Here is a 25,971-nt window from a genome sequence, read left to right as displayed (position 1 = left end):
GTCGTCCCCCGGCCCCGGGCCGGTCAGTGGTGACCGGCCCGGGGGAGCGCCACGGTCAGCCCGCGGATCTCGTAGCCCCCGATCGCCTCCTGGAAGGCGACGCGCGGCTCCCCGCTCATGCGGACGCCCTCCAGGGCGAAAAGGCGGCTGAGGAAGACGTCCGTCTCCAGCAGGGCGATGTGCGCCCCCGGGCACCGGTGCGGCCCGTCGCCGAAGGCCAGCCCCGCGCCGACCCCGCCGGCGCGGTCGGGCCGGACCCGCAGCGGCTCCTCGCCCACGGCCGCCGGGTCGGTGTTGGCGTCGTCCAGCAGGAGGGCGACGTGCTCGCCGGGGCGCACGGTCACCGGCCCGCCCCGACAGGGCAGCTCGACGGTCTCGGTGGCCCGCCGGCGCAACCGCCCGATCACCGGCTCCAGCCGCAGCAGCTCCCGCAGGACGGCCAGGCGCCCCGCTTCGTCCGCCGCGCGGTAGTGGGCGAGCAGTGCGGCGTCGGAGAACAGGTGCCAGGCGGCCAGGCAGACGAACTCACGTGTGGTGACCATGCCGGCCGCGGCGAACGTCAGGCACTCACCGAGGATCTCCGCGTCCGAGCAGCCCTCCGCGATCAGGTGGGAGATCAGGTCGTCGTGCTCCCGGCGACGGTGCGCGCGGATGGCGGGGCGGACGTCGGCCAGGTGGATACGGAGCCAGTCGGCGTTCTGCCGCATCAGCCAGTACAGGCCCCGCGCACTGCTCAGACCGGGCTCGCCGAACTCCTGAGGGAAGAACCGTTCCAGCCTGCGGCGGATGCCGGGCCGGCCGTACCGCAGCCCGACGACCTCGCCCACCACGCCGATGGCCAGTTCGAAGGCCAGGTCGGTGAGCGGGGCCTCGCCCGCCGCGCGCAGCACGTCCAGCTGTTCCCCGGCTATGCGGACCATGAGGTCGCGGTAGTGCTCGTCGGCCCGGCGGGGAGTGAAGAAGCGCGCGGTCTGCCGGCGGTGCTCCCGGTGTTCGGGGCCGTCCCGGTAGAGCACCGGCCGGCGCACGCGCGGCGGGAGCTTCTCCACCGTCTCGACGCCGAGCCCGGCCTGTACGGTGCCGGGTCCCCGCAGCAGCGCACGCGCGACCTCGTAATCGTGCACCTGCCATGTCCCGTCCGCAGCGCGGCTGACCGGGCAGGTGGGCCGGGGCCGTCCCCGGTCGGCCTTCCGCGAGGACCACGCCGCTTCGTGTCCGCCCTGCACCAGGATCCCCTCCCCGTCCCGGCCCGGCGCGGTCCCTCCGACCGCGCGGCCGGCCGGCGTGCTGACAGGATCAGTCAGGCACCTGGTCCCTGAACACCCCCGGAATCCGCCGAACCGGCCGGGACGGGCCCTGAGCCCGGCGGCCGGGAGCGCAGCGCCCACGGCGGCGCCCAGACCTCTCCCTCCGGGTGGCCGGCCGGCCGGGAGGCGAGGTGGGACCGCAGCGCCGCCAGCGCGGGGTGCGGATTGTCGGCGTGCCAGAGCAGGGAGTGCGGGTACACGGGCGTCGGGTGGCGCAGGGGGATGCGCCGCAGACCGTGCACGGCGGGCCTGACGAGCGGTGTCCGGTCGCTGAGGAAGGTCGCCAACGACGAGGACCCGGCGACCGTGTCGAGCATGTCCTCGACGCCGAAGTTCGGTCCCACGGCGTCGATGGTGAGCCCGAACGCGGCGGCGAGGGCGTCGTAGTAGGCCGTCCACTCGGTGCCGGGCACGTTCCCCGGCATCCAGACACGATGACCGGCGAGCCGAGCGGGGGTGATCCCCCGTGCCGCCGCGAACGCGTGGGCGGGCCCGGTGACCAGATGGAGCGGCTCGTCGAACAAGGGCGTGGCCTCGATGCCGTCCGGCAGGTCGAACCCCGGCATGGTGACGCAGCGGAAGGACGCGTCGACCGACCCGGACCGGATGGCGGTGACGGCCGCGCGCACGTCGGGGAGGGTGACGACGTCGAGGGCGACACCGGGACGGGCGCGGTGGAAGTCGCGCAGCACGCCGGCGGTGGCGGCCCGTCTGCCGATCACGTCGACCCGCAGCGGGCGGCGTCCGGGCCGTACCGAGGACAGGGCCCGCTCCTCGGCGTCGAGCAGCGCACGCGCGTGCGGGAGGAACGCCTGTCCGTCGACGGTGAGCCGCACTCCCCGTGCGGTGCGGGTGAACAAGGGCACGCCCAGGCTCTTCTCCAGGGCGGCGACGCGCTTGGACACCGCCTGCTGGGTCACCGCCAGCCGGTCGGCGGCGATCTGCAGCTGCCCCGTCTCCGCGGCGGTGACGAAGGTGCGCACGGCGAGGAGATCCACGCCCGCCATCCTAAGAGGCCCGCACGACTCGTGGCCGTGGGCTGATGTTTCCCGGATCCGGGGGTAGACGGGCTGGCGTGACGGTCAAGGCTCAGGAAGAGGGCGGATCGAATGAACGGGGCTGCCCAGAACGGGAACCTGCCGAGGGAAGCGCCGGTCAGGGTGTCGGCGGAGTACGAGGGCAGGCCCGGCGACATCGCCCGGGGCCGGGAGCTCGCCCGTGCCTTCCTGACCCGGGTGCGGACCACGCGGGACCGTCCGGTGCCCGACCGCGCCGTGGACCTGGTGCAGCTCGTGGTCAGCGAGCTGCTGACGAACGCCTGCAAGTACGCGCCCGGTCCGTCACTCGTCGACCTGGAACTGGCCGAGGACCGGGTGGAGGTCACGGTGTGGGACAGCGATCCGGTGCTGCCGGTGGCCGAGGGCGCCGACCCCGACCGGGTCGGGCGGCACGGACTGGAGATCGTCATGGCCGTCTGCCAGAGCTTCGAGGTGCACCGCGAGCCCGTCGGCAAGCGCATGAGGGCCGCGGTGCGGCTCGCCGACGACCGGGAGGGCACGGCCCTCGGCCACGCGTCGTGACCACGCCGGTCCCGCACTACCCGGCGGCCAGGAGCCTCACCTCGTCGCCGCCTCCGCGTCGATGACCTCCGCCGGGTCCGGCGCCTTGATGTCCAGCGGCTCGTCGAAGCCGGTGAAGGACGTGGTCGTTTCGTAGTCGGCGCCCTTGTAGTCCACCTTGAGCAGATGGGGCTCGCCCTCGGTGGCGACGTGGAAGGTGTACGTCCCGCCGGTGCCCCCGTCACCCCCGTCCTCGGTCACGGTCAGCTCGACGGCCGCCCGGCCCGCGACGGGGCCGCTCTTCCCCTTCTTCGCCTCGCCGAACGACGTGAAGGGCCGCGTGCAGGAGGAGAGGCCGTCGCCGGGCTGCGCCGCGTCGGCGGGCACCTTGATCCACATCCGCTGCTCGCCCGTGACACCGCCGGGCTTCCACTTCTCCAGATAGGCGCGATCGGGACGGACGTAGTCGGTCTCGCCCATCCGTATCTGCTCCAGGCTGCCGCCCTCGGAGAACGCGGTCCTCCCGGAGCACCGGCTGTCGAGGTCGGTCACGAGCCGGCTGGTCACCGTACCGCCTCCGGCGGCGGTGCTGGTGGAGTCGATCCGTACGGACTCCAGTGCCCGCATCGTGGCGTTGGCGTCGTCGAGCAGCTCGTCGGCGGACTTCGTCCCCCGGGCGTCGCCGGCGCCGCACCCCGCCGTGAGGGCCCCCGCCAGCAGACAGCTCAGCACGGCCGTCGCCGCGGTCGTGGTCCTGGTCCGCACACACCCCTCCGAGGTACAAGATCGGCACCGCGAGCCTACCCGATCTCCCTCCTTCGGCCCTCCGGAGCGGTTCGCCCGTGCCCGGTGGGGGAACCTGGCGGGACGGACGGCATCGGAAGGCTGTGAGGGTCGTGGCGTCACGCTGGGCGGGCCACCGGGAGGGCGACGGACCGGCGCCGGAGTACGCGGACGGCGTGCCGGAGCCCGCCTTCGCCCTCGCCGTGCTGCGGGCTCTGGGCGCCGGCGTCCTCACCCTCGACTCGGCCGGCCGGATCACGTCGGTGAACCCGTGGGCCGAGCAACTGCTGGGCCGGCCGGCGCGGGACATGGTCGGACACGACGCGCACGACCTGCTGCACAGGCACGCGGACGGCAGCCCCGTACCGCGCGAACGGTGCGCCCTGCGCAATCCCCTGTCCGGGACGCCGGCCGAGGAGGGCAGCGAGGAGTACTTCGGACGGGCGGACGGCACCACCGTGCCGATCATCTGGGCCAGCACCCCGCTGGTCCGGGAAGGCCGGCAGGACGGGCTGGTGCTCGTCTTCCACGACTTCAGCCTGCACCGCAGCGCCACCGAGGAGATCGAGGCGCGCACCGCCGCCCTGGAGGCCTTCACCACTCAGCTGCACCTGGTGGCCGAGATCTCGACGGTCCTCGTCCCCACCGAGCGCACCTCCGTCACCCTGCGCCGTCTCCTGCGGCTGCTGGTGCCCGAACTGGGACAGTGGGCCGCGGCCGACCTCCACCAGGACCGGTCGGAAGTCCTGGAACGGGTCGCCGTCCGCAGCAGCACACACCCGCACCGGACGGGTCGGCTGAGAGGGCCCGTCACCTCGCTGCCGGGCCCCGCCCGCGCCGCGCTGAACCGGCTGGTCAACGGCGACCGCCCCGTCCCGCTGAGCGCCGACGAGGTGCTCGGCGACCCGCACCACCCCCTCGCCGCCACGCACCGCGTCCTGTTCGAACGACTCGGCGGACACTCCGCCGTCGTCGTCCCGCTCCGCACCCGGCAGCGGTCGTACGGGACACTGACCGTGGCACGTGAGGGGGACCACCCGGCCCACTCCGAGGCCGAGATCGCCCTGCTGGCCGACATCGGCCGACGCATCGGACTGGTACTGGACAACGCCCGGCTCTACCGGGAGCAGCAGAACGTCGCCGTGACCATGCAGCGCCAGCTGCTGACCCCTCTCCCGCAGGTCGACCACGTGCGCATGGCGGCCCGCTACCGGCCCGCCGAGAGCGCGATGGAGGTCGGCGGCGACTGGTACGACGCGTTCCTGCTCTCCGACGGCGTGATGGCCCTGGTCATCGGGGACGTGGTCGGCCACGATCTGCAGGCCGCCGCCCACATGGCCGAGGTCCGCAACATGCTGCGCGCCCTGGCCTGGGACCACCGGGAGCCGCCCAGCGTCATCATGCGGCGTCTGGACGAGGCGGTGACCAACACCAGCGACGCCCCCATGGCCACGCTCGTCTTCGCCCGCATCGAAGGCCCCGAGGGCGGCCCCTGGCAGTTCCACTGGGTCAACGCCGGCCACCCGCCGCCCCTGGTGATCGCCCCGGACGGTGCCACCCGCTTCCTGGAGGCGGGGCACGGTCCGCTCATCGGCATGAGCGCCACCCTGCGCCTCGGCCTGGACTGGCCCGACGCCAGCGAGGAGCTCCCGCCGGAGAGCATCCTGCTGCTCTACACCGACGGTCTGGTGGAGAGCCGGGACCGTCCGATCGACGCCGGTATGGCCAAGCTCCGCCACCACGCCGGCGTCCTTGCGCGCCGGCTGGAGGAGGAGAGCATCGACGTGTTCTGCGACGAACTGCTCGCCCGGATCGAGCCGCGCGGCGACGATGCCGCCCTGCTGGCCCTGCGCCTGCCCGCCGCGGGTGTCGGTGCCCCCGGCGACGCCTCACCCCCGCCCCCGCCCCAGTCCCCGCACAGCGAGGCCACCCCCGACCGGGCCGCGCCGGGCTCGCGCCGTCAGGAGCCGGAGGTCCTCGACCCGACCCACGCCGACCCGGAGGAGTAGCGGGTTCGGCCGACGGGGCGAGGCCCGCCCACGGATGCCCCACGCCTTCACCCGCCTGAGCGCCTTGAGTGGTGCGACCCGGGCCGCGGGCTGACGGTGATTCACATCGGGGCCGGGTCACCACAGCTGACGAAGCACCAGCTGCCCGGTCGTGACGGAAGGAACCTCAGATGCGTTCTGCTCGCATGCTCCTGACCACTGCGGCGGCCTCGGCCGTCCTCGTCCTCGGCGCACCCGGCGCCTACGCGGCGGCCGCCGGCGACTGGGAGCACGACGATTCTTCCTACAGCAAGGAGCACGACAACGGAGGCAAGCACGACGAACCGCGCGGCGGAATGCACACGGGCGGCGGCGCCCTGGCCGTGGTGAACGAGGGCGACTGGGAGGGCGGCGGCTCAAAGGAGGGCTCGGAGACCCACAAGCAGGACGAGGGTGAGAAGTCCTGGGGCGGCGGCGAGCAGGAGAAGCCGCGCGGCGGCATGCACACCGGAGGCGGCGGGCTGGACACGCCGGCCACGACCGCGGGCGGGCTGGCCGTCCTGGCCGTCGCCGCGACCGGTCTGTACGCGGTCCGACGCAGGAAGTCGGCCGACGGAGTGGCGTGAGCCGTGCCGGGCGCGATAGCAGCCGGGCCGCCACCAGGGAAGCACGTGGCGGCCCGGCTCGCTTCCCCCTCGCCCTGCCACCCCTCGCCCCCTCCACCGCCCGCCCTGCTGCCGTGCCCAAGTGAGGTGGTCCTTGATGGCAGTCCCCCCTACTCCACCCGCCGACGACACGCAGGTGCCCGCCGGACAGGGAACCCGCCCGGGCATGACGGTGCTGTGCGCCGTGGCCCTCCTGGTCCTGGCGGTGAGCCTGATCGGCGGCAACGACACGTCGGCCGACTCCTCGCGCCCGCCCCTCGCCCCGCAGCCCGGCGCGTCGGCCCCCTCGGCCCCGTCCGCCGCGGACGACACCGGGACGGAGCTGCCCCGGTCGAAGCCGGTGCGGCTGCTGATCCCGGAGATCTCCGTCGACGCCCCCTTCACCGACCTCGCCATCGGCAAGAACGGACAGCTCGAAGCACCGCCGCCCGACGACACCAACCTCGTCGGCTGGTACGCCAAGGGCGCCTCCCCGGGGGAGACGGGCACCTCGATCATCGCCGGGCACGTGGACACCAGGACGTCCGCGGCCGTCTTCGCCCGGCTCTCCGAACTCGACGAGGGTGACGTCTTCCGCGTGGAGCGGGCCGACGGACGCACGGCGTCCTTCACCGTCGACGCCCTGGAGACCTTCGACAAGGACGACTTCCCCAGCAAGCGCGTGTACGGCGACACCGACCGGGCCGAGGTACGGCTCATCACCTGCGCGGGCGACTACGACCGCAAGGCCAAGGACTACACGGACAACCTCGTCGTCTTCGCCCACCTCACCTGAGCCCGCCTCGCCCGGGCCCCCCGGTCACCCGCGCAGTGCACACGGGTCGCGCGCCACCAGGGGCGGGCACAGGATCGAGGCACGCCGGCGTCGCACCACCACGGCCGACGCCCCGTTCCGCCCCCGCGAAGGACCCGTGCAGGACCCGCGAAGGAGATGTGCGCAGGATGACCACCACGCCCGCCCCTGCTTCCGAACCGCTGACGCGACAGGTGTCGCACCATGTCTCCCAGTCCGTGTTCGACGGCTCCAGACTCCGGGTCGTCCTGCTGGTCGAGGTCTACGACGGAGCCCAGCAGCAGTTCCTCGAGACGTACGAACAGCTGCGCAGCCACGTCGAGTCCGTGCCCGGGCACCTCGGCGAACAACTGTGCCAGTCCATCGAGAACCCCTCGCAGTGGCTCATCACCAGCGAGTGGGAGAGCGCCCCGCCGTTCCTGAACTGGGTGAGCAGCGAGGAGCACGTGCGGATGGTGAAGCCGCTGCACAGCTGCGTCCGGGACACCCGGTCGCTCCGCTTCCACGTGGTCCGCGAGACGGGGCACGCGGCCGCGGGAGCCGAGTCCGCCGCCCGCGGCGGCCTCCAGACGTCTCCGCGGATCGGTGACGGAGTCATCCGGCACGCCCTCACCTTCACCGTGAAGCCTGGCAGCGAGGAGGCGGTCGCCAAGCTCCTCGCCGACTACGCCTCGCCCGAGCCGCGGGTCGACGACAGCACGCGCCTGTGCCGCACCTCCCTGTTCCTGCACGGCAACCGGGTGGTGCGGGCCATCGAGGTCCGCGGCGACCTGCTCGCGGCACTGCGGCACGTCGCGGAACAGCCCGAGGTGCGCGCGGTCGAGGAGGCGCTCAACCCGTATCTGGAGCAGGACCGTGACCTCGGTGACCCGGAGTCCGCCCGGGTCTTCTACACCCGGGCGGCCCTGCCCGCCGTGCACCATGTGACGGCGGACGAGGAGGACCCGGCGGCACGCCGGCACGCGTTGTCGTACCCGGCCCGGCCGGGCTGCGGCATGCGGCTGGCCCAGTTGCTGGCCGAGGCCGACGAGGCGGCGGCGGACGACCCGCGCAGCCAAGTCCTGTGCAGCACGATCTTCCAGCGCGACGACGTCGTCGTGCGGCTGGTCGACGTACGGGGTGAGCTCGGTGACGGAGACCCCGCGGTGGCCCTCGGTCTCCCGGACCCGGCCAGGGTGGCCGAACTGACGACCCTTCTGGACGGCCCCGCGCCCGCGGGCGGCGGGCTCGCCCGCGCGCTCGACGGAGCCCGCATGGACCTCGTCACCGACCGCCGCGCGCCCGGCGTCTGACCCGGCCGCCCGGCCCGCACGCGCCTCGGCCGCCGGCCCGCGCACGTCGCGGAGCGGCGGCCGAGGTGCGGCCCGCCCGTCAGCTCACTCGGGCACGGTGCAGTCGAACGCGTGCAGGTAGGGGTTGACCGGGCGGATGTCGTCGATGACGAGGCCCGCGTCGGTCAGCCGGCCGACCATGCTGTCGGTGGTGTGCTTGGCGCCGCCGACGTTGAGGAGCAGCAGCAGGTCCATGGCGGTGCTGAACCGCATGGAGGGCGTGTCGTCGACGAGGTTCTCGATGACCACGACGCGTGCCCCGGGGCCGCCCGCCGCCATGACGTTGCGCAGGGCGCGGGCGGTGCTGTCGTCGTCCCACTCCAGGATGTTCTTGATGACGTAGACGTCGGCCCGGACCGGGATGGCCTCCCGGCAGTCGCCCGGCACGATCCGCACCCGGTCCGCGAGCGGACCGCCCTCGCGCAGCCGGGGGTCGGCGTTCTCCACCACGCGGGGCAGGTCGAGGAGGGTGCCGTGCATCGACGGGTACTTCTCCAGCAGGCTCGCCACCACGTGCCCCTGGCCGCCGCCGATGTCGGCCACCGACGTGCTCGCGGACAGGTCGAGGAGCGCGGCGACGTCCTGGGCCGACTGGCGGCTGGACGTGGTCATGGCACGGTTGAAGACCTCGGCCGACTCGGGGGCGTCCTCGTTGAGGTAGGTGAAGAACTCCTTGCCGTACAGGCCCTCGACGACGTTGCCGCCGGTGCGGACCGCCTCGTCGAGCAGGGGCCAGGCGTCCCAGGTCCACGGTTCGGTGCACCACAGGGTGATGTGGCGCAGGCTGTGCGGGTCGTCCTCGCGCAGCAGCAGGGACATGTCGGTGTGCGTGAACGTCCCGTCCTTGTGCTCGGCGAAGACCCCGTAGCAGGTCAGGGCGCGCAGCAGCCGGCGCAGCGGCCTCGGCTCGGTCTTCACCGCGGCCGCCAGGTCCTCCACGGCCATCGGTGCGTCGCCGAGCGCGTCGGCGACGCCGAGCCGGGCGGCCGCGCGGAGGGCGGCGGCACATGCCGCCCCGAACACGAGCTCCCGCAGCCGCATGGGCGGGGGCGGGGCGGTCTGTGCGGTCATGTGCCGCGTCCTTCCTTCTTCTGCGTTCTTCCGGGTTCCTCGGGTGACTACGGCCGGCCGGTCAGCACAGTCCCGCGGGCTTGGAGGCGCCGCAGGTGTTGCCGGTGAAGGTGTTGCTCTTGGCGGTGTCGCCGGTCGTGGCGTTGACGAGGTCGGCGGGGGAGTTGCCGCGCAGCCGGTTGCCGTTGACCTCGTTCTTCGAGTTGGCGGCGCCCACCATGCTCGTGGCCAGGACGATGCCGCCCGACATCGACGACTTGCCGGAGTTGCCCTCGACCGTGTTGTCGGCGACCAGGACCTTCTCGACGCCGGTCAGGACGATGCCGGAACCCTGGAGGGCCTCCAGCCGGTCGGTCTTCGGGCAGGACTTGTTGTTGCGCACGACGTAGTTGTCGCGCACGACCAGGTCGCCGGCCATGGGCTTGTTCTCGTCGCCGACGACGAACACGCCCGCGCAGTTGCCGGTGACGTGGTTGTCCGCGACGGCGAGGTTGCGCAGCCGCCGGACGGTGATGCCGATCCGGTTGCCCTCGAGCCGGTTGTGCGCGACCTCGGTGCCCTGGGTGTCCACGGCGCCTTCCTCGGCCTTGATGGTGTTGGCGAGGAAGATGCCCGCGTCGCCGTTGGCGCGGGCGGTGTTGTCCCGGAAGATGCCGTGGATCGACCGTTCCTGGGCGATGCCCCAGACCCCGTTCTTCACGGCCGTGACGTTGCGCACGGTCAGGCCGTCGGTGGCCATGGAGAACAGGCCGGTGCGCTTGAAGCCGGTCACCGTCAGGTTGGCGACGGTGATGCCCTTGACGTTCTCGTCCTTCGTTCCGATCACGCAGATGCCGTTGCCGCCCTCGGCGCAGGTGTTGTCCTCGGCGGCCTTCTCCGTGCCCGGCTTGATGACCGTGCTGCGGCCCATGCCGCGCAGGGTGAGTCCGGGCGTGCTCACCTTGACGCTCTCGTGGTAGGTGCCGGGGGTGAGGAGCACGGTGTCGCCCGGCTCGGCGGCGTCGACCGCCTTCTGGATCGATTCGCCGGGGTGGACCACGTGGGTCATGTGGCCGGCGGACGCCGGAGCCGCACCGAGCCCCGTTCCGATCATCGCTGCGGTGCACACCAGGTACACGACATGGCATTTCTTCATATTCCGCACGTTATGCCCGAAGGATTCTCGCGCCGGTCGGATGAGCCATCCGACGGCGTGTCATGAACGGACGGTGAACGCCCGGTTCTTGGGCAGACGGGGCGTGAGTGATCTTCATGTCGTCGGCCAGGAAGGAAGCACCCTCGTGACCGCTCCCGCACGACGCCCCCGCCGAAGGCGCTCCGGGCGCCGCTTCGACCTCCGTGCGACGGCCCTGTTCTTCGGACTCGCCGCCGTCGGCCTGTGCGTCGCGGGGTGGGCGGTGCGGATGGCGTTCGACGTCGCCGAGCGGCGCCCGGCCTGGGCGCTGGTCCTGGTCCTCGGCGGAGTTCTGGCCTGTCTCGCCGGCCGGCGGAGGCGCTCGGGACTCTCCGCTTCCGGCCTGGCGCGGCGCACCACGCGCGCGCTGGCGGCGGGCACGGAGACGGCCCTGGAGGCGCTGGAGGAGACGCGGACGGCCGCGGTGCCGCCGCAGGAGGCGCCACCCGGGCAGACGTACCACCTGCGGGAGCCCTCGACCGCGACGGCCGACCTCCACGAGACCCTGACCGCCGACGAGTTCGAGCAGGCGATAGCCGACCTCTGCCTGCGTGACGGCTGCGCCGAGGTGGAGGTCGTCGGCGGCGCGGGCGACCTCGGCGCCGACGTGACGGCGGTGGCCCCCGACGGCCGGCGCCTGGTCATCCAGTGCAAGTGCTACGCCGACGGCAACAAGGTCGGCTCGGAGGACCTGCAGCGCTTCGGCGGCACGTGTTTCACCGTCCACGACGCCGACATCGCGGTCGTCGTCACCACCAGCGACTTCACCCGCCCGGCCGTCGAGTACGCCGAACAGTGCGGAATAGTCTGCGTGGACGAACGCGGGCTGCGGGACTGGAGCGGGGGCGCCGGACCGGCGCCCTGGGCGCTCGCTCCCGCGCGGCCGCACGGTTTCCCCGGCGCACAGTGGCAACCTGTGCCGCATGGGCAAAACAGCGCTGATCGTCATCGACATGATCAACACCTATGACCACGAGGACGCCGACTCGCTGATTCCCTCGGTGGAATCCGTACTCCCCGCCGTGACCGGGCTGCTGGAGCGGGCGCGGCGGCAGGGCGTCCCCGTGATCTACGTCAACGACAACTTCGGCGAGTGGCGGTCGCACCACGGCGAGATCCTCGACCAGGCCCTCGCGGGACCGCACGCCCGCCTCGTCGAGCCGCTGCGGCCCGACGGTTCGTCCCTCTTCGTGGTCAAGGCACGCCACTCCATCTTCTTCGAGACCCCGTTGACGTACCTGCTGTACGAGCAGGGGATCGACCGGCTCGTGCTGTGCGGGCAGGTGACCGAGCAGTGTGTGCTCTACTCGGCGCTCGACGCCCACATCCGCCATCTGCAGGTCATCGTGGCGCGCGACGCGGTCGCCCACATCCACTCCGACCTCGCGGACGCCGCGCTGCGCATGATGGAGCGCAACATGGGCGCCCGGGTGTGCGACAGCGGCGAGTTGTGGACGTGACACGAGCCGCCGCGCCGGCGCACGCGGACGCCGCCCGGCGTCAGCTGCGCAGCGTGCGCACGGGCAGGATCACCTGGGCCGCCGACGCCAGTGTCCGCTCGTCGTTCGCGAAGGCGGCGACCGCCTCGCCGTCGCCGGGCTCCCCGTCGCCCCACGGGCGGGTGGCGAAGATCAGGCAGGCGTACCCGCGCTCGTCGACCGCGCGGCGCCACTGCGCCGTGGGGACGAACTGGGCGTTGATCCCCGGCATCGTGAGGGCCGCCGCGCCGGGCACCACCAGCAGCGTCACCGGCAGGTTCGGCAGCCGCGCGGCGTCGACGACACCGTCGCCGACGGACAGCCCGGCGTGGCCCAGCAGCCGCTCGACGGCGGCCCCGGTCGCCTCCGGGCCGCCCTCGCCGTCGCCGAGGGAACAGGCGAGGAGGAAGGGGACGTCGCCGTCGGGGGTCTCCCGGCTCCAGGACATGATGACGAGCGTGCCGAGGTCGGCGGTTCGCAGGGGGCGTGTGTCAGTTGAGATCGAGGTCACCGCGAAACCGTAAGGGCGCGCCGTGCCCCATTCGCCCGCCGCTCACTCGACTGGCCGAGCCCGTCGTGGTTCTTCACACGAACGAGGGGCACGCGCTCAGTGCTTCGAGAGGCCGCTCGGCCGCCGGCCTCCGGTCTTCGCTGTCCGGGACAGTCGGTTCCGGCTGGGCGTCCTGCTCTTCCTGGTGCTCGCCTGCACGCAAGCATCTCGGGGCTGCTGCCCAAGTTCACCGCCGGGCACTTCCCGACCGAGACCCGGGCCGCGTCCCTGGGCCTCACCTGTAACGCCGGAGCGCTCGGCGGTGCCGTCGCCCCGGTGCTCGGGGCAGAGCCGGCGTCGACGATGTCGCTGGGGCGGCCGCTCGCGGTCCTGACGTTCTTCCTCACCCTCGTCGTGATCGTGCTGACCGGCTTCGACGTGCCGAGCCGTCTCAACCGGCTCGTGGACCCGCGGGCCGTGCCGGACTACCTGGCCCCCGAGAGGGTGACGGACGCGGCGGGTGCCGTCGGGTGGTCCGGGTGCCCCGACCGGCGCAACGGAACGGTGGCCGGCGAGGCGCCGCGCCGTCACCCGGTGTAACAGTCTCGATATGATCTGTAGACGAGATGTTCATCAGGGTGCCTCGCGCGTCCGCACGGTCCGGACCGCGGCGGTGGCCCTCCTCGCCGCGGCCGCCCTGGGCGCGACCAGCGAGGCGGCGGCCGCGGCCACAGTCCCCCTGCGTACCGACTGGGACGCCATCGCCGCCTGCGAGTCCGGCGGCGACTGGAACGCGAACACCGGCAACGGCTACTACGGCGGTCTGCAGTTCGCTCCGTCGAGCTGGGCCGCCGCGGGCGGCCTCGCGTACGCGCCGCGCGCCGACCTCGCCACCCGTGGGGAGCAGATCGCCGTCGCCAAGCGCCTCGCCCGCATCCAGGGCATGTCGGCCTGGGGCTGCGCCTGACGCGCGAGCGGTACGGAACGGGCGTCAGTCACCCGGACCCGGGTCCGGCCGTACCGGCGTACGGATGCCGGCCCGGGCCGCCTCCAGCTGGGCCGCGAAGGCGATGCCGAGGAAGAGTGCCACCGCCGTGAGGTTCGCCCACAGCAGCAGCGCGATGAAGGCGGTGAGCGGTCCGTACACCGCGCCGAAGGCACCGCTGTGACCGACGTACAGCGCCAGCAGCCAGGTCGCCGACACCCACAGCACCAGGTGGACCGCGGAACCGAAGGCCAGCCAGGTGTAGCCGGGCTGGTCGCGGCGGGGCGACCAGCGCAGGATCACAGCCGAGGCGATCCAGGCCGACAGCAGCCCCGCCGGTACCTCCAGCGCGGTCCACCACCCGGGGGCGCCGGCACGGTCGCCGGCGGAGCGGGCCACGGCGTCCCCCACGGCCTCGCCCGCGACGAGCACCAGGAACCCCAGGACCATCGGCAGGCCCGCGGTGAGCGCGAGCACCAGCGCCCTGCCGTACTTGCGGAGGGAGGGGCGGTCGCGCTCGATGCCGTAGATGCGGTTGGCGCCCCGCTCGATCTGGCCCATGGCCGAGGCGAGGTTCAGCAGGGCGAACGCCAGCCCCAGCCAGAGCGCCAGAGCGCTCCACGCGTCGCTCCCGGCGCTGCGCCGGGTGCCCTCGAACGCCTTCTCCACGACGTCGGCGCTGGCCCCCGGCACGATCCGCCCGAGCGTGAGCTCGACGACGCGGCCCACACCCTCGGTGTGGACCGAGGTGGCGAGGCCGACGAGCACGATGGTGAACGGGACCAGTCCGAGGACCACCTGGAAGGCGAGGGCCCGTGCGTTGGTGAAGCCGTCCGCGTAGCGGAACCGGGCGAAGGAGTCGGTCAGGAGCCGCAGGCCTCCGTACCGGCGCAGGGCGGTCAGGGCTTCGTCGCCGGAGAGTTCTTCTCCGAGCATGTCGCGGGTCTGCGGGACGTGTACGGCGGTTCCCACGGTGCGGCTGCTCCTCGGGTCGGGGCGGGCGAAGGCGCGGGCCTCCACCCATGCGCATGCCCGTGAACGAGCCGGGCAGCACGCACCGGACGACCGGCCGGGGCCGATCGGGTGGCGGTGTCAGGAGTTGACCGGGGTAACCCATGGGTGTGCACGTGCCCGGGCCGTCGCCGCCGCCTGTTTCCCCCGGGCGGCGGCTGGGCAGTCCCCTGGCGGGGGAGCCGAGGGGCGGTCCCGGACGTTCCGTACGCCGATACCTCCGGGGCCGCCCTCGCTCACCCGGGTCTCAGGAACGGCGCCCCGAATAGGCCGACCAGCGGCCGTCCCGCCTGGCCACCGTGATGTCCCGGCCGAAGCACGCGGTCAGCAGGGAGTCGGTGAGGACGTCGTCCACGGGCCCGCGGGTCAGGATCCGGCCGTCGCGCAGCAGCAGGGCGTGGCTGACGGCGGGGAACAGCTCCTCCAGATGGTGCGTCACCGTCACGGTGGCCAGCCGGGGGCGTCCCCCGGCCAGCTGGTGCATGGCCTCGACGAGGTCCTCCCGGGAGGGCAGGTCCAGCGCGTTGAAGGGCTCGTCCAGGAGGAGCAGGGCCGGGTCGGCCATCAGCGCCCTGGCGATGAGGATCCGCGCCCGCTGTCCGCCCGAGCACACGCCGTACGGCCGGTCGGCCAGCTCCTTGACGCCGAGTTCGGCGAGCAGGTCGCGGGCGCGGAGGCGGACCTCGTCGTCGTACGTCCGCCACAGGGGCTGCACGGTGCCGCTGTGCCCGGTGAGGACGACCGCGTGGGCGGTGAGGTCCTGGGGTACCCGCTGGGCGGAGTTGACGTGGCCGATGCGGGCCCGCAGTTCACGGACGTCCACCCGGCCCAGTCGGCTGCCGAGGACCTCCACCGCCCCGGTCGTCGGGTGCGTCAGCGCGCCCAGCAGCCGCAGCAGGGTCGTCTTGCCGGCGCCGTTGGCTCCCAGCAGGGCCCAGTGCTCGCCCGGCCGGACCGTCCAGTCGACGCCGTCGAGGATGAGCTGGTCGGTGGTGTGGCGGCGGACGCCGACGCCCTCGAGCCGGAGGACGGCCGCGTCGTACTCGGGCACGGGGGAGCCGGTCGTCTGCCCTGTCATGGCGGAGCTCCTTCGCGCGGGAGGGCGGTCGTTCGCGCCGAAGGATAGATGCATGCGCCATGCGTCTGCCGGGCCGTCCGGCTGCTGGACGGCCCGGCCCGCTGCCGTGGGCGGGTCAGACGCCCGCGACCGACTGGATCCAGGAGCGGTACGCCGTCACGTTCGTGTACGCCGTGGTGGTCTGGCGGTCGCTGGTCGAGGCGACGCCGACCTGGACGCCGCCGGCCATCATGGGACCGCCGGAGTCGCCGCCCGCGGTGATGCCGTCACCGGGGCGGGCGCAGATGGCCTGGCCGTAGTAGGCGTCGTAGCAGCCGCGGGTGACGGTCAGGTTGGCGACCTTCAGGTACCGGGACTGGCAGTTGATCTCCGAACCGCACCGGGAGGTGGCGCCCCAGCCGTAGACCTGTACGTTCTGGCCGACGCGCACCGTGCCGGGCTGGCCGAGCTGCGCGTAGGAGGCGGAGACGGAGCGGTCGAGGCGCACCAGCGCGAGGTCCGACGAGGAGTGGGTGACGGTCTGCACGCCGTTCGCCACGGTGCCGCCGGAGCTCTGGTCGAGGCTGCCGATGCGGAAGGAGAGCCCGCCGCCGCTCACGCAGTGCTTGGCGGTGAGTATCCAGGTGGGGGAGATGATGGTGGCGCTGCAGGTCTGGGTGCCGTTGGAGAACAGCCGGGCCGCCCAGGGGGCGTTCTGGGCATAGCCGCCGCCGATGATCGGCTGGGGGCCGCCCTCACCGGGCTTGGGCTCGGCCGCGGAGGCGTTCGGCGCGAGCGCGACGGCGGACAGAAGTGCGGCCATGAGCGCGGCCAGCAGGGTGGGGACGAGTCTGGTGATGCGCAAGGCTCCTCGATTCCGACGACACGCGTGGGGTCGCGTGTGGTGGGTGGGGGCGCTCAGCATCTCGGCTGGGGGCCAGGGGCCACCAATCCCGGTTTCCCATAACACGCCGTTATGGAACGGACCCGGAGCCCGCGGGTTCCGGGTCCTGTTCCTCGTCTCAACCGGTCGCGGGGGCCGGGGAAATCCGCCGGTCGCGCACGGTCATCGACAGGGTCCGGGGCCGCACGGTCGCCGCGGCGACGGGCCGTACGGTCTGTCCCGGTGCGAGTTCCAGGCGTACCCGCCGGACGATCGTGGCGACGGCGGTGAGGAGCTCGGTGAGGGCGAAGCGGTCGCCGATGCACTTGTGCTTGCCCGCGCCGAAGGGCAGGAACGCGGGCGAGGGCCCGGGACGGTCGCCGTCCGGCCGGCGGTCGGGGTCGAACCGCAGCGGGTCCGGGAAGAGCGCGGGATCGCGGTGGAGGGCGTGCTGGCAGTAGGCGAGTTCGGTCCCGGCGGGCACGGTCCAGGGACCGAGGCGGGTCTCGGTGACGGTGCGGCGGGTGACGAGCCAGCCGGTGTGGTGCAGTCGCAGGGTCTCGTCGACGACCCGTCTCAGGTAGGGGAGCCGGCCCAGGTCGTCGAAGGCCACCGGCCGGTCGCCGAGCACGTCGTCGAGTTCCGCGAGGACCTCGGCCTCGACATCCGGATTGCGGGCCAGTTCGTACAGCATCCAGGAGAGCACCGAGGCGGTGGTCTCGGTGCCGGCCACGGCCAGGGTGAGGATCTCGGAGGAGATCTGGTGGCCGGTCAGCGGCCGGCCGGTCTCCTCGTCCGTGGTGCGCAGCAGCAGGGACAGCATGTCGCCGGTGTCGTGCCCGGAGGCCCGCAGGCCGGTGACGGCCCGGTCGATGGTGGCCCGTACGGCGTCCCGCGCCTTGGTGAAGCGGCGGTTGGCGGGCAGCGGCAGCCGCTCGACCCAGTCGGGGAGCATGACGCGGGCGCCGACGCCGTTCATCACGACGGACAGGTCCGCGCGCAGGCGGCGGAAGGCGCTCTCGTCAAGGCTGCCCGAGAACACCGTCTTGGCCAGCATGTCCAGGCTGAGCCCCACCATCGCCTCACGGACGTCCAGGGCCCGGCCCACGGCCCAGCCGTCGACGGCCGCCTCGGTCTCGCCGCGCATGGTGTCGACGTAGCGGGCGATCCGTTCGCGGGCGAAGGCGGGCTGGAGCTGTCGGCGTTTGCGGACGTGGGTCTGTCCGGCGGCGGTGACGACGGAGTCGCCCAGCAGCTGGCCCATCTTCTCGAAGAAGCGGCCCTTGTCGAGGCTCGGGCCGAGGTCGGTCAGCATGGTGCGGATGAGGTCGGGGTCCTGGACGACGAGGGTGCGGGTGCCGGGCTGGAGGGTGATCTCGACGACCGGCCCGTAGGCGGTGCGCAGTGCGGCGGTGAAGCCGAGGTTGTCGCGCATGAGCTGTATCGCGTGACCCAGGAACGGCAGCGAACCCGCTGCCCTGGGTATGGGGGGAGGCGCTACGAGCGTCACGGGGGTGTCCCTTCGATTCGATCTCGGGCGCCTGAATGGCTTCCCTGATCGCTCGCGGGATCAATCCGTGCGGGAACGTGGTCCATGCCACGTGCCCGGTTGGCCCGGACGTGGAGTGCGGCGACAAGCGGCGGGGAAGCTTCCACTTTTGGCCGCTTCCTGGCCGCCTCGACGGCTCAGCGCAGCAGCAGCTGTACGAGGGCCACGGTGCCGACCGTCACGACGATGATCCGCAGCGCCAAGGGGCTGAAGCGGCGGCCCACCCTGGCGCCGGTGTACCCGCCGAGGGCCGAGCCGACCGCCAGCAGCGCGACGGCCGTCCAGTCGAAGTCCGCGGCGAAGAGGAAGAAGAGCGCGGCGACGGTGTTCACGACGGCGGAGAGGACGTTCTTGACGCCGTTGAGCCGCTGCAGCGGCTCGTCGAGCAGCATGCCCATCAGGGACAGGTAGATGATCCCCTGCGCGGCGGTGAAGTAGCCGCCGTAGACGCTCGCCAGCGTCAGCCCGGTGAACAGCAGCGGGCCGCCGTCGCGGCGCGGCGAGGCACCGGTGCGCTCGCGGCGGCGCTGCACCCACCTGCCGATCTGGGGCTGGAGCGCCACCAGTACCAGGGCGAGGCCCACCAGTACCGGCACGATCGTCTCGAACGCGTCCGCGGGCAGGGCGAGCAGCAGCGTGGCACCCGCCAGGCCGCCGGCCAGCGCACCCGCGCTGAGCTTCAGCACGCGCCGGCGCTGGCCGCCCAGTTCCTTCCGGTACCCGATGGCGCCGCTGATGGAGCCGGGAATGAGTCCGAGCGCGTTGGACACCGTCGCGGTGACGGGGGACAGTCCCGTGGCCAGCAGCGCCGGAAAGGTGATCAGGGTTCCGGAGCCGACCACGCTGTTGATGGCGCCGGCTCCCACGCCCGCCGCGAACACCGCGGCCATCGCCTCGGGCGTCACGGCGGTCCGTCCGGGGCCGGCTGCGCGTGCGGCCGGAAGGTGTCGTGTGCATCTTTCACGGGCCCGACTGTACCCACCACCGAAGTGACGGGAAGCGCCGGTTCCAACCGGTCCTGGATGAACACTTCTTGACGTGAATTCACCTGATCATGCGGTGATACGATCACCGCGTTTGCGGAGCGGGCGGATGGGTGAAAGACGGCATCCCCGACTTCAGGGACAGCCCGGGCAGCACCCCCCGGTGCCGGGCGGTCCACCGGACCGCCCGCGTGGACGGGAACTCAGCGAACCGGCCTTCAGTCGCCTGAAGAGAGTCTTATGACGGAATACACAGGGAACCCATTGCTCTGGGTCCTTCTCGTCGCCCTCGTCGCCGCCGCCGTGCTCATCGGCCGGCAGCGCGGGGCGGCACGAGCTCTGCGGCAGGAGGTCCAAGGGCTCAAGCAGCACTACACGGAGCTGGAGAACGACTACGGCAAGTCCGTGCGGGCGGCCCAGGAGCGGGCCGAGGACGAGACCAAGACCGTGCTGAAGTCGGCCATGCGGACCCTGCAGGGCCTCGCCGCCGAACAGCAGCTGGTGCTCTCCCGGCTGCAGACCAAGTACGGGGACTCGGCCCTGCTCCAGGACCTGCTGGAGATCGACCACACCAACTCGCAGTTCGGCCGGCGCGCCCAGTCCATCGCGGTGCTGTGCGACGGCTGGCTCGGCGGCCGCCGCGACACCGCCTCGGTGTACGACGTGGTGCGCAGCGCCCAGGGCCGCATCCGGCACTTCCGCCGGGTGGAGATCCTCTCCCAGGTCGACTTCGGCATCACCAGCCGCGCCGTCGAACCCGTCGCCCTGGCCCTCGCCGAGCTGCTCGACAACGCCACCAGCTACTCCAGCCCGGACACCGTCGTCGAGATCAACATCCGTACCGTGCCCAAGGGCATCTGCGTCGTCGTCGACGACGCGGGCGTCGGCATGAGCGACGAGGAGCGCGTCCGCGCCGACAAGCTCCTCGCCACCGAGCGCGCCTCGGGCGTGGCGGGTCTCGGCAACCCGCCGCAGTTCGGCTTCGCGGTCATCGGCCTGCTCTGCGAACGCTTCGGCTTCGAGGTGTCGGTGGACTCCTCCTCCCCCTACGGAGGTGTGCGCGCCGTGGTCCTGCTCCCGCACGACCTGCTCACCGCCATGCCGGAGAGGAAGGCACCCGCCGCCCCGGCCGTCCGCGGCACCGCCCGGCCCGAGGCGGACGGCGGACCGGAGGCCGCGCTCGCCCCCTCCGAGACCAGCGACGGCCTGCCCCGGCGGCGCCGCAAGCGTCCGATGGCCATCGTGCCCGGCAGCGCGGCCGGCCCGCGTCCCGCCGGCCGATCCGACGCCGAGCAGGCACAGGTCATGGCCGCTTTCCAACGGGGCACGCAGACCGGCCGCGTCACCGGTCCCCAGGACGCCGACCGGACACGCAGAACATCTGGTGCAAGCAGAGAAGGACATGAGGACTCGTGAACGACGATCTGTCATGGATGCTCGACAGCGCCCTCGAGATTCCCGGGGCCCTGCACGCGGTCCTGATCTCGGCCGACGGGCTGCTGATGGCCCGGACGCAGGACTTCGACAAGGACGACGCCGACCGGGTCGCGGCCGCGATGAGCGGCGTGCAGTCGCTCAGCCGGACGCTCGCCTTCTTCTGTGAGGACCCCAGCCAGTCCTGGCGGCAGACCCTGGTCGAGTTCGACGGCGGCTGGGTGTTCCTGATCTCCGCCGGCGAGGGTGCCTATCTCGGCGTCTCCGCCTCCCCGGACGTCGACATGGCGGACATCACCTTCCGGATGCAGCAGCTCGTCGCCCAGCTCGGCAAGCGGCTGACGACGCCGCCGCGCGAGAACCTCGGTTCCCGCTCATGACCGGCCACGACGGCTGGGAGCCCGAGGCGCCCGAATTAGTGCGGCCGTACGTCATCACCAAGGGCCGCGGCCTGCCCGACGAGGAGCACCTCTCCCTCATCACCCTCGTCACGGCCGCCGACGGGCACGCGCGGCGGCCCCTGCGGCTCTCCCCCGAGGAGCAGAGCCTGCTGGACCTGTGCTCCGCCGGCTACCTGTCGGTCGCCGAGATCGCCGGGCACACCCACTTCCCGCTGGGCGTGGTGCGCATCCTGCTGGCCTCCCTGATGGAGGGCGGCCACCTCATGACCCGTCCCCCGGTGGCCCGCGCCCGCCTGGCCGACAAGGAGATCCTGGAGGAGGTGCTCAATGGGCTCCGCGCCAAGTTTGGATGAGCGGGACTACGTGCGCGGCGGGGCGACCCAGACCGCGGTGAAGATCCTCGTCGTCGGTCACTTCGCGGTGGGCAAGACCACCCTCATCGGCTCCATCTCCGAGATCGAGCCGCTGTCCACCGAGGAGACGATGACGCAGGCCGCCGAGTCGGTCGACGACCTCAAGGGAGTCCAGGGCAAGACCACGACCACGGTCGCCATGGACTTCGGGCGTCTGACCATCAGCGACCGCGTCGTGCTGTACCTGTTCGGCACCCCCGGGCAGCAGCGCTTCGTGCAGATGTGGGAGGACATGGCGCGCGGCGCGCTCGGCGCCCTGGTGCTCGTCGACCCCGAGCGGCTGGCCGACTCCTTCCCGGTCATCGACCTCATCGAGCACTACGGCCTCGACTACGCCATCGCCGTCAACCACTTCGACGGCGCCCCGCCGCGCGACGAGCGGGCCCTGCGCGAGGCACTGGACCTGCTCGACGACACCCCCGTCGTCACCTGCGACGCCCGCGACGAGAAGTCCTCGGCCGCCGCACTGACCACCCTCGTCCGCTACTTGCTGGACCGCACCCGCTAGGAGCTGGGAGCAGACATGAACGCCCACGACACCGCCCCGGTGCCGCCCCCGGGGTGCCCGGCGCACGGCTCCGGCGCCCGAGTGCCCCTGCACGGACCGGAGTTCGCCGCCCACCCCCAGGCGTACTACGAGTACCTGCGCCACTACGGGGCCGCCGCGCCCGTCGAACTGGCCCCGGGCGTCGAGGCCACGCTGGTCACCGACTACGCGGCGGCGCTCCAGCTGTTGCAGGACTCCGGCTCCTTCCGCAAGGACGCGCGCCGCTGGCGGGCCTTCAACGAGGGCAAGGTCGGTCCGGACAGCCCGGTCGCCCCGCTGCTCGCCTACCGGCCCAACTGCATGTTCGCCGACGGCGCCGACCACATCCGGCTGCGGCAGGCGGTCACCGACAGCATGGCGCGGGTGGACACCCGGCGGCTCAGCCGCAGCACCGAGCAGATCTCCGGCTACCTCATCTCGCAGTTCGGCTCCCGCGGCTCCGCCGACCTGCTCGGCGACTACGCCAAGCAGCTCCCGCTGTTCGTGTTCAACGAACTCTTCGGCTGCCCCGCCGACATCGGTGACCGGGTGCTGTTCGGCATCTCCGGCATGTTCGACGGCGTCAACGCCGAGAAGGCCACCGCCGTGCTGTTCCAGGCGGTGGAGGAGCTGGTCGCGCTCAAGCGGAGCAAGCCCGGCGAGGACGTCACCTCCTGGCTGATGCGGCACGAGGCGCGGCTCAGCGACGAGGAGATGGTCCACCAGCTCGCGCTGCTGCTGGGCGCCGGCGCCGAGCCGCTGCGCAACCTCATCGGCAACACCCTGCACCGGCTCCTCACCCACGAGCGGTACGCGCGCGAGGGCGGCCTGATCGACGAGGCCCTCGACGACACCCTGTGGGAGAACCCGCCGATGTCGAACTACGCGCCGCACTACCCGGCGGCCGACACGGAACTCGCCGGGCAGCGGCTGCAGGCGGGCGACCTGGTCCTGGTCAGTTTCGCGGCCGCCAACACCGGACCGGCCCTCAAGGCCGCGCGCCAGGCCGGCAGCAACCGTGCCCACCTGGCCTGGAGCGCGGGCCCGCACGCCTGCCCGTCCAAGGAACCGGCCCGGCACATCACGGTCACCGCCATCGAGCACCTCTTCAACGAGCTGCCGGACGTCGAACTCGCGGTGCCCGAGGACAGCCTGACATGGCGTCCGGGCCCCTTCAACCGGGCCCTCGCCACCCTGCCCGCCCGTTTCACCCCGGTGCGCTCCGGCCGGGCCGCGGAGGCGCAGCCGGGCACCGTGACCGCCGAGCGGCAGACGGCGGCCGGCTCCGCCCGTCCGGCCGAACGGGGAGGCATGTGGAGCCAGTTCCTCAACTGGCTCACCAGGTGACAAGCGCAACACCCTCCCAACCAGCCCCTTCCGCATGAAGGTTCGACGGCACGGGTAGTGAGCAACGCGGCATTCAAGTTGCTTACGAGTAAAAGGAGGTTTCGTGGAGCACATATCCACGAACGCCGCTATCCCGCCGCCGAACCCCCCGATACCCGCCTCGCCAGGCGGGTATCTCTCTGTGCGGCCCCGGCGGGGGACGGGCCGATGAGCGCCGCACCGACGGGCGCGGACCTCGCGGGCGCACCGACCCTCGGCGCCCTCACCGGCGGCCAGCTGCGAAGACTCGGCGCGGTCGCCGGACTCTCCGCGTCCGACGCCGACGCCTACGCCGACGTGCTGACCGACGTCCTGGGCCCGGTGGCCGATCGGTCCCTGAGCCTGCCGCCGCCCAACCGCACCTTCCTGTCCGACGACCACACCCCGGTGGAGTTCTCCCTCTCGTTCCAGCCGGACGCGGCACCCTCCCTGCGGGTGCTCCTGGAGCCGGGCTGCGGCGCAGACAGCCTGGCTCGGGAAGGCCGCGCGGGGCTGGAGGCGGTCCGGGCGATGGCTCGGCGCTGGGACTTCTCCACCGCCGCGCTCGACGGGCTCCGGGACCTGTTCCTGCCACCGTCCCCGCAGGGGCCCATGGCCCTGTGGATCGCCCTGGAGCTCGAGCCCGGCGGGGTGCCCAAGGTCAAGGTCTACCTGAACCCGGCCGCGCGCGGGGCGGAACGTTCCGCCGCGACGGTGCGCGAGGCGCTGGACCGGCTGGGCCTCCGGCGGGCCTTCGCGAGTCTGCCCGCCGGCAGCGGCTACCCGTTCCTCGCCCTCGACCTGGGCGACTGGGAGGAGCCCCGGGCGAAGGTCTACGTCCGCCACGAGAGCCTCACGGCCGGCCAGGCCGGGCGGCTCTCCCGCATGTCGCCGGGGCCCGGCCCCGCGGCCGTCGAGGGCTTCTTCCGCACCGCCGCGGGGATCGGCCCGGACGTGACGGGACTCGGCCGGCGGCCCGGCCTGTCCTGTCACGCCTTCACCGACACCGCCTCCGCACGGCCGACCGGGTTCACCCTGCACATCCCGGTCAGGGACTACGCCCGGCACGACGGCGAGGTCCTGGCGCGGGCGTCGAGGGTGCTGCGCCACCACGGCATGGACGACTCCGTGCTCGTCCGCGCCCTGGCGGCCCTCACCGAGCGTCGGCCCGAGGACGGGGTGGGGCTGATCGCCTACCTCGCGCTCGCCCACCAGCAGGGCCGCCCGCCGAGGGTGACGGCGTACCTCTCCTCGGAGGCGTACGCGGTCAGGCCGCCGGCCGTGGACGCCCCGCGGGAGCCGGTGGCGGTGGGCTGAGCGGACGTCCGGACCCACCGCGGGGCTCACGGTGCGACCCACCGGGAGCCCCGCGGACGGAGACGGCGACCGGGCGCGGGTAAGGGTGTCCGGGGACGGTCACACGGGCAGCGACTCGCGGAACTCCGCCAGGTACGGGCCCACGTCCACCTGGATCGAGGCGCCCTGCGTCCGCCCGTACCGCTGCACGATGGAGGCGAGGTAGGAGTCGATCTCCTCCCGCATCTCCTGGGCCGCGGGCAGTGTGGCGTCCCCGCCGACGATCCCGGCCACCCACCGCGCCTGGGCCTCCACCAGCCGTGTGATGGCGCCCACGGGCCGGACCAGTCCCACGAAGAACAGTCCCGGCCGGTCGGTCGGCACGACCCGCCGGTACAGCTCGACCGAGCCGTCCGCCGCCACCGGGCAGCCGGCGGGGAGGAAGGGCCAGGTCATGTGGAAGCCGGTGCAGTAGACGACCGCGTCCGCCGCCGCGGACGTGCCGTCGGTGAAGAGGACCCGGTCGCCGTCGAAGGAGTCGATGGCGGGCCTGGGCGTGACCGCGCCGTGCCGGATGCGGCTGAGGATCTCGTCCGAGAGGGTCGTGGCCGAGGAGAAGACCGGGTGGTCGGGCTCGGGCAGGCCGTAGTCCGACAGCTTGCCGCGGGCGACCAGCAGGGCCTGTTCCGCCCACTGGATCCGCTCGGCGAAGGACATCTCGTTGAACCAGGGCGCTTCGGCGATCACGTCGACCGACATGCCGTAGAGCTGTTTGGGCACGATGTGCAGTCCCCGGCGCACCGAGAGGTGGGTCTCGGCGGCGTGCCGGGAGAGGTCCGCCGCGATGTCGACCGCGGACGCGCCCAGCCCGACCACGACGACGCGCCGGCCGGCGAAGTCGGCGCCGGTGCGGTAGTCGAGGGAGTGAAGAATCGTTCCGGCGAAGGACTCGGCCCCCGGGGGAAGGGGATCGGGCAGCGCGGGCTCGGTGTGGTGGCCCGAGGCGACGACCACCTGCTCGAACCGGCGCGACGCCACCGCGCCCTCGGCGTCCCGGCTGACCACGGTCCACATGCCGTCCGCGTCCTGGCTCACGGACGTCACCTCGGTCCGCAGCTCGACGTGCTCCCGTACGCCGGACCACTCGGCGAAGGACCGAAGATAGGCGGCGAACTGGCTGTGCCGGGGATAGAGCGGGTACGCCTCGGGCATCGGGAAGTCCGCGTAACCCGTCAGCTGCTTGGCGGTGTTGAGGTGCAGGGACAGATATCCGGGGCCCCGCTCGCCGGCCTCCGGCTGTCGCCAGATGCCGCCTACGTCGTCCGCCTTCTCCAGGCAGACGAAGCCGATGCCCCGCTGCCTCAGGGCATGGCCCACCGCCAGCCCCGACAGACCTGCACCGATCACACACACACGCACGGGATTTCCC

General features: G+C 72.8%; 27 protein-coding genes. 15 read left to right on the top strand and 12 right to left on the bottom strand.

Annotation, left to right across the window (positions count from 1 at the left end):
- Nucleotides 1-23 precede the first annotated feature (23 nt).
- Both ACFW47_RS21885 and ACFW47_RS21880 read right to left on the bottom strand, forming a co-directional pair.
- Nucleotides 24-1,229, bottom strand: coding sequence for a cytochrome P450 (locus ACFW47_RS21885; RefSeq protein ID WP_386283711.1), 1,206 nt, complete (start codon nt 1,227-1,229; stop codon nt 24-26).
- Nucleotides 1,230-1,300: 71 nt separating this feature from the next.
- On the bottom strand, nt 1,301-2,314 hold the full coding sequence (locus ACFW47_RS21880) for a LysR family transcriptional regulator (RefSeq protein WP_386306737.1): 1,014 nt from the start codon (nt 2,312-2,314) through the stop codon (nt 1,301-1,303).
- A gap of 102 nt (nt 2,315-2,416) precedes the next feature.
- On the opposite strand from ACFW47_RS21880, the gene ACFW47_RS21875 reads away from it, so the two are divergent.
- Nucleotides 2,417-2,887 carry an ATP-binding protein gene (locus ACFW47_RS21875; protein ID WP_386306736.1) on the top strand — a complete coding sequence of 157 codons (471 nt, stop codon included), beginning with the start codon at nt 2,417-2,419 and terminating at the stop codon, nt 2,885-2,887.
- Between the two features lie 36 nt (nt 2,888-2,923).
- Here ACFW47_RS21875 and ACFW47_RS21870 read toward each other — a convergent pair whose 3' ends face one another.
- Complete coding sequence (locus ACFW47_RS21870; protein ID WP_386283535.1) at nt 2,924-3,631, bottom strand: hypothetical protein; 708 nt, start codon at nt 3,629-3,631, stop codon at nt 2,924-2,926.
- A gap of 131 nt (nt 3,632-3,762) precedes the next feature.
- Here ACFW47_RS21870 and ACFW47_RS21865 point away from each other — a divergent pair, with 131 nt between their 5' ends.
- From ACFW47_RS21865 to ACFW47_RS21850, 4 genes are all read left to right on the top strand, one after another.
- Complete coding sequence (locus ACFW47_RS21865) at nt 3,763-5,658, top strand: SpoIIE family protein phosphatase (protein ID WP_386306735.1); 1,896 nt, start codon at nt 3,763-3,765, stop codon at nt 5,656-5,658.
- A 170-nt stretch (nt 5,659-5,828) separates the two neighbouring features.
- Nucleotides 5,829-6,263: a hypothetical protein gene (locus ACFW47_RS21860; protein ID WP_386283530.1), complete on the top strand. Its 435-nt coding sequence runs from the start codon at nt 5,829-5,831 to the stop codon at nt 6,261-6,263.
- A gap of 136 nt (nt 6,264-6,399) precedes the next feature.
- Nucleotides 6,400-7,077 (top strand): class F sortase, encoded by a 678-nt coding sequence (locus ACFW47_RS21855; protein WP_386306734.1) that lies wholly within the window; start codon nt 6,400-6,402, stop codon nt 7,075-7,077.
- A 167-nt stretch (nt 7,078-7,244) separates the two neighbouring features.
- On the top strand, nt 7,245-8,387 hold the full coding sequence (locus tag ACFW47_RS21850; RefSeq protein WP_386306732.1) for a SchA/CurD-like domain-containing protein: 1,143 nt from the start codon (nt 7,245-7,247) through the stop codon (nt 8,385-8,387).
- A gap of 84 nt (nt 8,388-8,471) precedes the next feature.
- Here ACFW47_RS21850 and ACFW47_RS21845 read toward each other — a convergent pair whose 3' ends face one another.
- The gene (locus tag ACFW47_RS21845; RefSeq protein WP_386283522.1) at nt 8,472-9,497 is read right to left on the bottom strand and encodes a methyltransferase; all 1,026 of its coding nucleotides are present in this window, start codon (nt 9,495-9,497) and stop codon (nt 8,472-8,474) included.
- Between the two features lie 61 nt (nt 9,498-9,558).
- Complete coding sequence (locus ACFW47_RS21840; protein WP_386283520.1) at nt 9,559-10,632, bottom strand: nitrous oxide reductase family maturation protein NosD; 1,074 nt, start codon at nt 10,630-10,632, stop codon at nt 9,559-9,561.
- A gap of 145 nt (nt 10,633-10,777) precedes the next feature.
- On the opposite strand from ACFW47_RS21840, the gene ACFW47_RS21835 reads away from it, so the two are divergent.
- Both ACFW47_RS21835 and ACFW47_RS21830 read left to right on the top strand, forming a co-directional pair.
- Nucleotides 10,778-11,641: a restriction endonuclease gene (locus tag ACFW47_RS21835; protein ID WP_386283518.1), complete on the top strand. Its 864-nt coding sequence runs from the start codon at nt 10,778-10,780 to the stop codon at nt 11,639-11,641.
- Nucleotides 11,595-12,131 (top strand): isochorismatase family cysteine hydrolase, encoded by a 537-nt coding sequence (locus tag ACFW47_RS21830; RefSeq protein WP_386283516.1) that lies wholly within the window; start codon nt 11,595-11,597, stop codon nt 12,129-12,131. Before ACFW47_RS21835 ends, ACFW47_RS21830 begins: the two co-directional genes overlap by 47 nt.
- A gap of 40 nt (nt 12,132-12,171) precedes the next feature.
- Here the strand turns inward: ACFW47_RS21830 and ACFW47_RS21825 are convergent, their stop codons facing one another.
- Nucleotides 12,172-12,660 (bottom strand): DUF5949 family protein, encoded by a 489-nt coding sequence (locus tag ACFW47_RS21825; RefSeq protein ID WP_386283514.1) that lies wholly within the window; start codon nt 12,658-12,660, stop codon nt 12,172-12,174.
- A 315-nt stretch (nt 12,661-12,975) separates the two neighbouring features.
- Between ACFW47_RS21825 and ACFW47_RS21820 the strand changes: the two genes are divergently transcribed.
- Both ACFW47_RS21820 and ACFW47_RS21815 read left to right on the top strand, forming a co-directional pair.
- The gene (locus tag ACFW47_RS21820) at nt 12,976-13,239 is read left to right on the top strand and encodes a hypothetical protein (RefSeq protein WP_386306730.1); all 264 of its coding nucleotides are present in this window, start codon (nt 12,976-12,978) and stop codon (nt 13,237-13,239) included.
- 10 nt (nt 13,240-13,249) lie between these two features.
- A complete protein-coding gene (locus ACFW47_RS21815; protein ID WP_386283512.1) occupies nt 13,250-13,606 on the top strand; it encodes a transglycosylase family protein in 357 nt (118 codons plus the stop codon).
- A gap of 24 nt (nt 13,607-13,630) precedes the next feature.
- Here ACFW47_RS21815 and ACFW47_RS21810 read toward each other — a convergent pair whose 3' ends face one another.
- The 5 genes from ACFW47_RS21810 to ACFW47_RS21790 form a co-directional block, all read right to left on the bottom strand.
- Nucleotides 13,631-14,596: a YihY/virulence factor BrkB family protein gene (locus ACFW47_RS21810; protein WP_386283510.1), complete on the bottom strand. Its 966-nt coding sequence runs from the start codon at nt 14,594-14,596 to the stop codon at nt 13,631-13,633.
- A 286-nt stretch (nt 14,597-14,882) separates the two neighbouring features.
- Nucleotides 14,883-15,713 (bottom strand): ABC transporter ATP-binding protein, encoded by an 831-nt coding sequence (locus tag ACFW47_RS21805; RefSeq protein WP_386306728.1) that lies wholly within the window; start codon nt 15,711-15,713, stop codon nt 14,883-14,885.
- 115 nt (nt 15,714-15,828) lie between these two features.
- Complete coding sequence (locus ACFW47_RS21800; RefSeq protein ID WP_386283505.1) at nt 15,829-16,557, bottom strand: S1 family peptidase; 729 nt, start codon at nt 16,555-16,557, stop codon at nt 15,829-15,831.
- A 157-nt stretch (nt 16,558-16,714) separates the two neighbouring features.
- Nucleotides 16,715-18,085 (bottom strand): cytochrome P450, encoded by a 1,371-nt coding sequence (locus ACFW47_RS21795; protein ID WP_386306727.1) that lies wholly within the window; start codon nt 18,083-18,085, stop codon nt 16,715-16,717.
- Between the two features lie 176 nt (nt 18,086-18,261).
- A complete protein-coding gene (locus ACFW47_RS21790) occupies nt 18,262-19,014 on the bottom strand; it encodes a sulfite exporter TauE/SafE family protein (RefSeq protein ID WP_386306816.1) in 753 nt (250 codons plus the stop codon).
- Between the two features lie 333 nt (nt 19,015-19,347).
- Here ACFW47_RS21790 and ACFW47_RS21785 point away from each other — a divergent pair, with 333 nt between their 5' ends.
- The 6 genes from ACFW47_RS21785 to ACFW47_RS21760 all read left to right on the top strand — a co-directional run bounded on the left by ACFW47_RS21785 (nt 19,348) and on the right by ACFW47_RS21760 (nt 24,563).
- Nucleotides 19,348-20,523 (top strand): ATP-binding protein, encoded by a 1,176-nt coding sequence (locus tag ACFW47_RS21785; RefSeq protein ID WP_386283499.1) that lies wholly within the window; start codon nt 19,348-19,350, stop codon nt 20,521-20,523.
- Complete coding sequence (locus tag ACFW47_RS21780) at nt 20,520-20,921, top strand: roadblock/LC7 domain-containing protein (RefSeq protein ID WP_073730178.1); 402 nt, start codon at nt 20,520-20,522, stop codon at nt 20,919-20,921. The genes ACFW47_RS21785 and ACFW47_RS21780 overlap by 4 nt, the downstream gene beginning before the upstream one ends.
- A complete protein-coding gene (locus ACFW47_RS21775) occupies nt 20,918-21,295 on the top strand; it encodes a DUF742 domain-containing protein (protein ID WP_272589843.1) in 378 nt (125 codons plus the stop codon). The genes ACFW47_RS21780 and ACFW47_RS21775 overlap by 4 nt, the downstream gene beginning before the upstream one ends.
- On the top strand, nt 21,270-21,863 hold the full coding sequence (locus ACFW47_RS21770) for an ATP/GTP-binding protein (protein WP_272589842.1): 594 nt from the start codon (nt 21,270-21,272) through the stop codon (nt 21,861-21,863). Before ACFW47_RS21775 ends, ACFW47_RS21770 begins: the two co-directional genes overlap by 26 nt.
- 15 nt (nt 21,864-21,878) lie before the next feature.
- Nucleotides 21,879-23,228 (top strand): cytochrome P450, encoded by a 1,350-nt coding sequence (locus ACFW47_RS21765; protein WP_386306724.1) that lies wholly within the window; start codon nt 21,879-21,881, stop codon nt 23,226-23,228.
- Between the two features lie 207 nt (nt 23,229-23,435).
- Nucleotides 23,436-24,563, top strand: coding sequence for a tryptophan dimethylallyltransferase family protein (locus tag ACFW47_RS21760; protein ID WP_386306723.1), 1,128 nt, complete (start codon nt 23,436-23,438; stop codon nt 24,561-24,563).
- A gap of 99 nt (nt 24,564-24,662) precedes the next feature.
- Here ACFW47_RS21760 and ACFW47_RS21755 read toward each other — a convergent pair whose 3' ends face one another.
- Nucleotides 24,663-25,961, bottom strand: a complete 1,299-nt coding sequence (locus tag ACFW47_RS21755) for a flavin-containing monooxygenase (protein ID WP_386306722.1) — start codon at nt 25,959-25,961, stop codon at nt 24,663-24,665.
- Nucleotides 25,962-25,971: the final 10 nt, after the last annotated feature.

This window comes from Streptomyces sp. NPDC058796, from assembly GCF_042745235.1.
Taxonomy (GTDB): Bacteria; Actinomycetota; Actinomycetes; order Streptomycetales; family Streptomycetaceae; genus Streptomyces.
The sequence above is the reverse complement of the archived record's forward strand: the minus strand, read 5'-3'. Positions and strand labels throughout refer to the sequence as shown.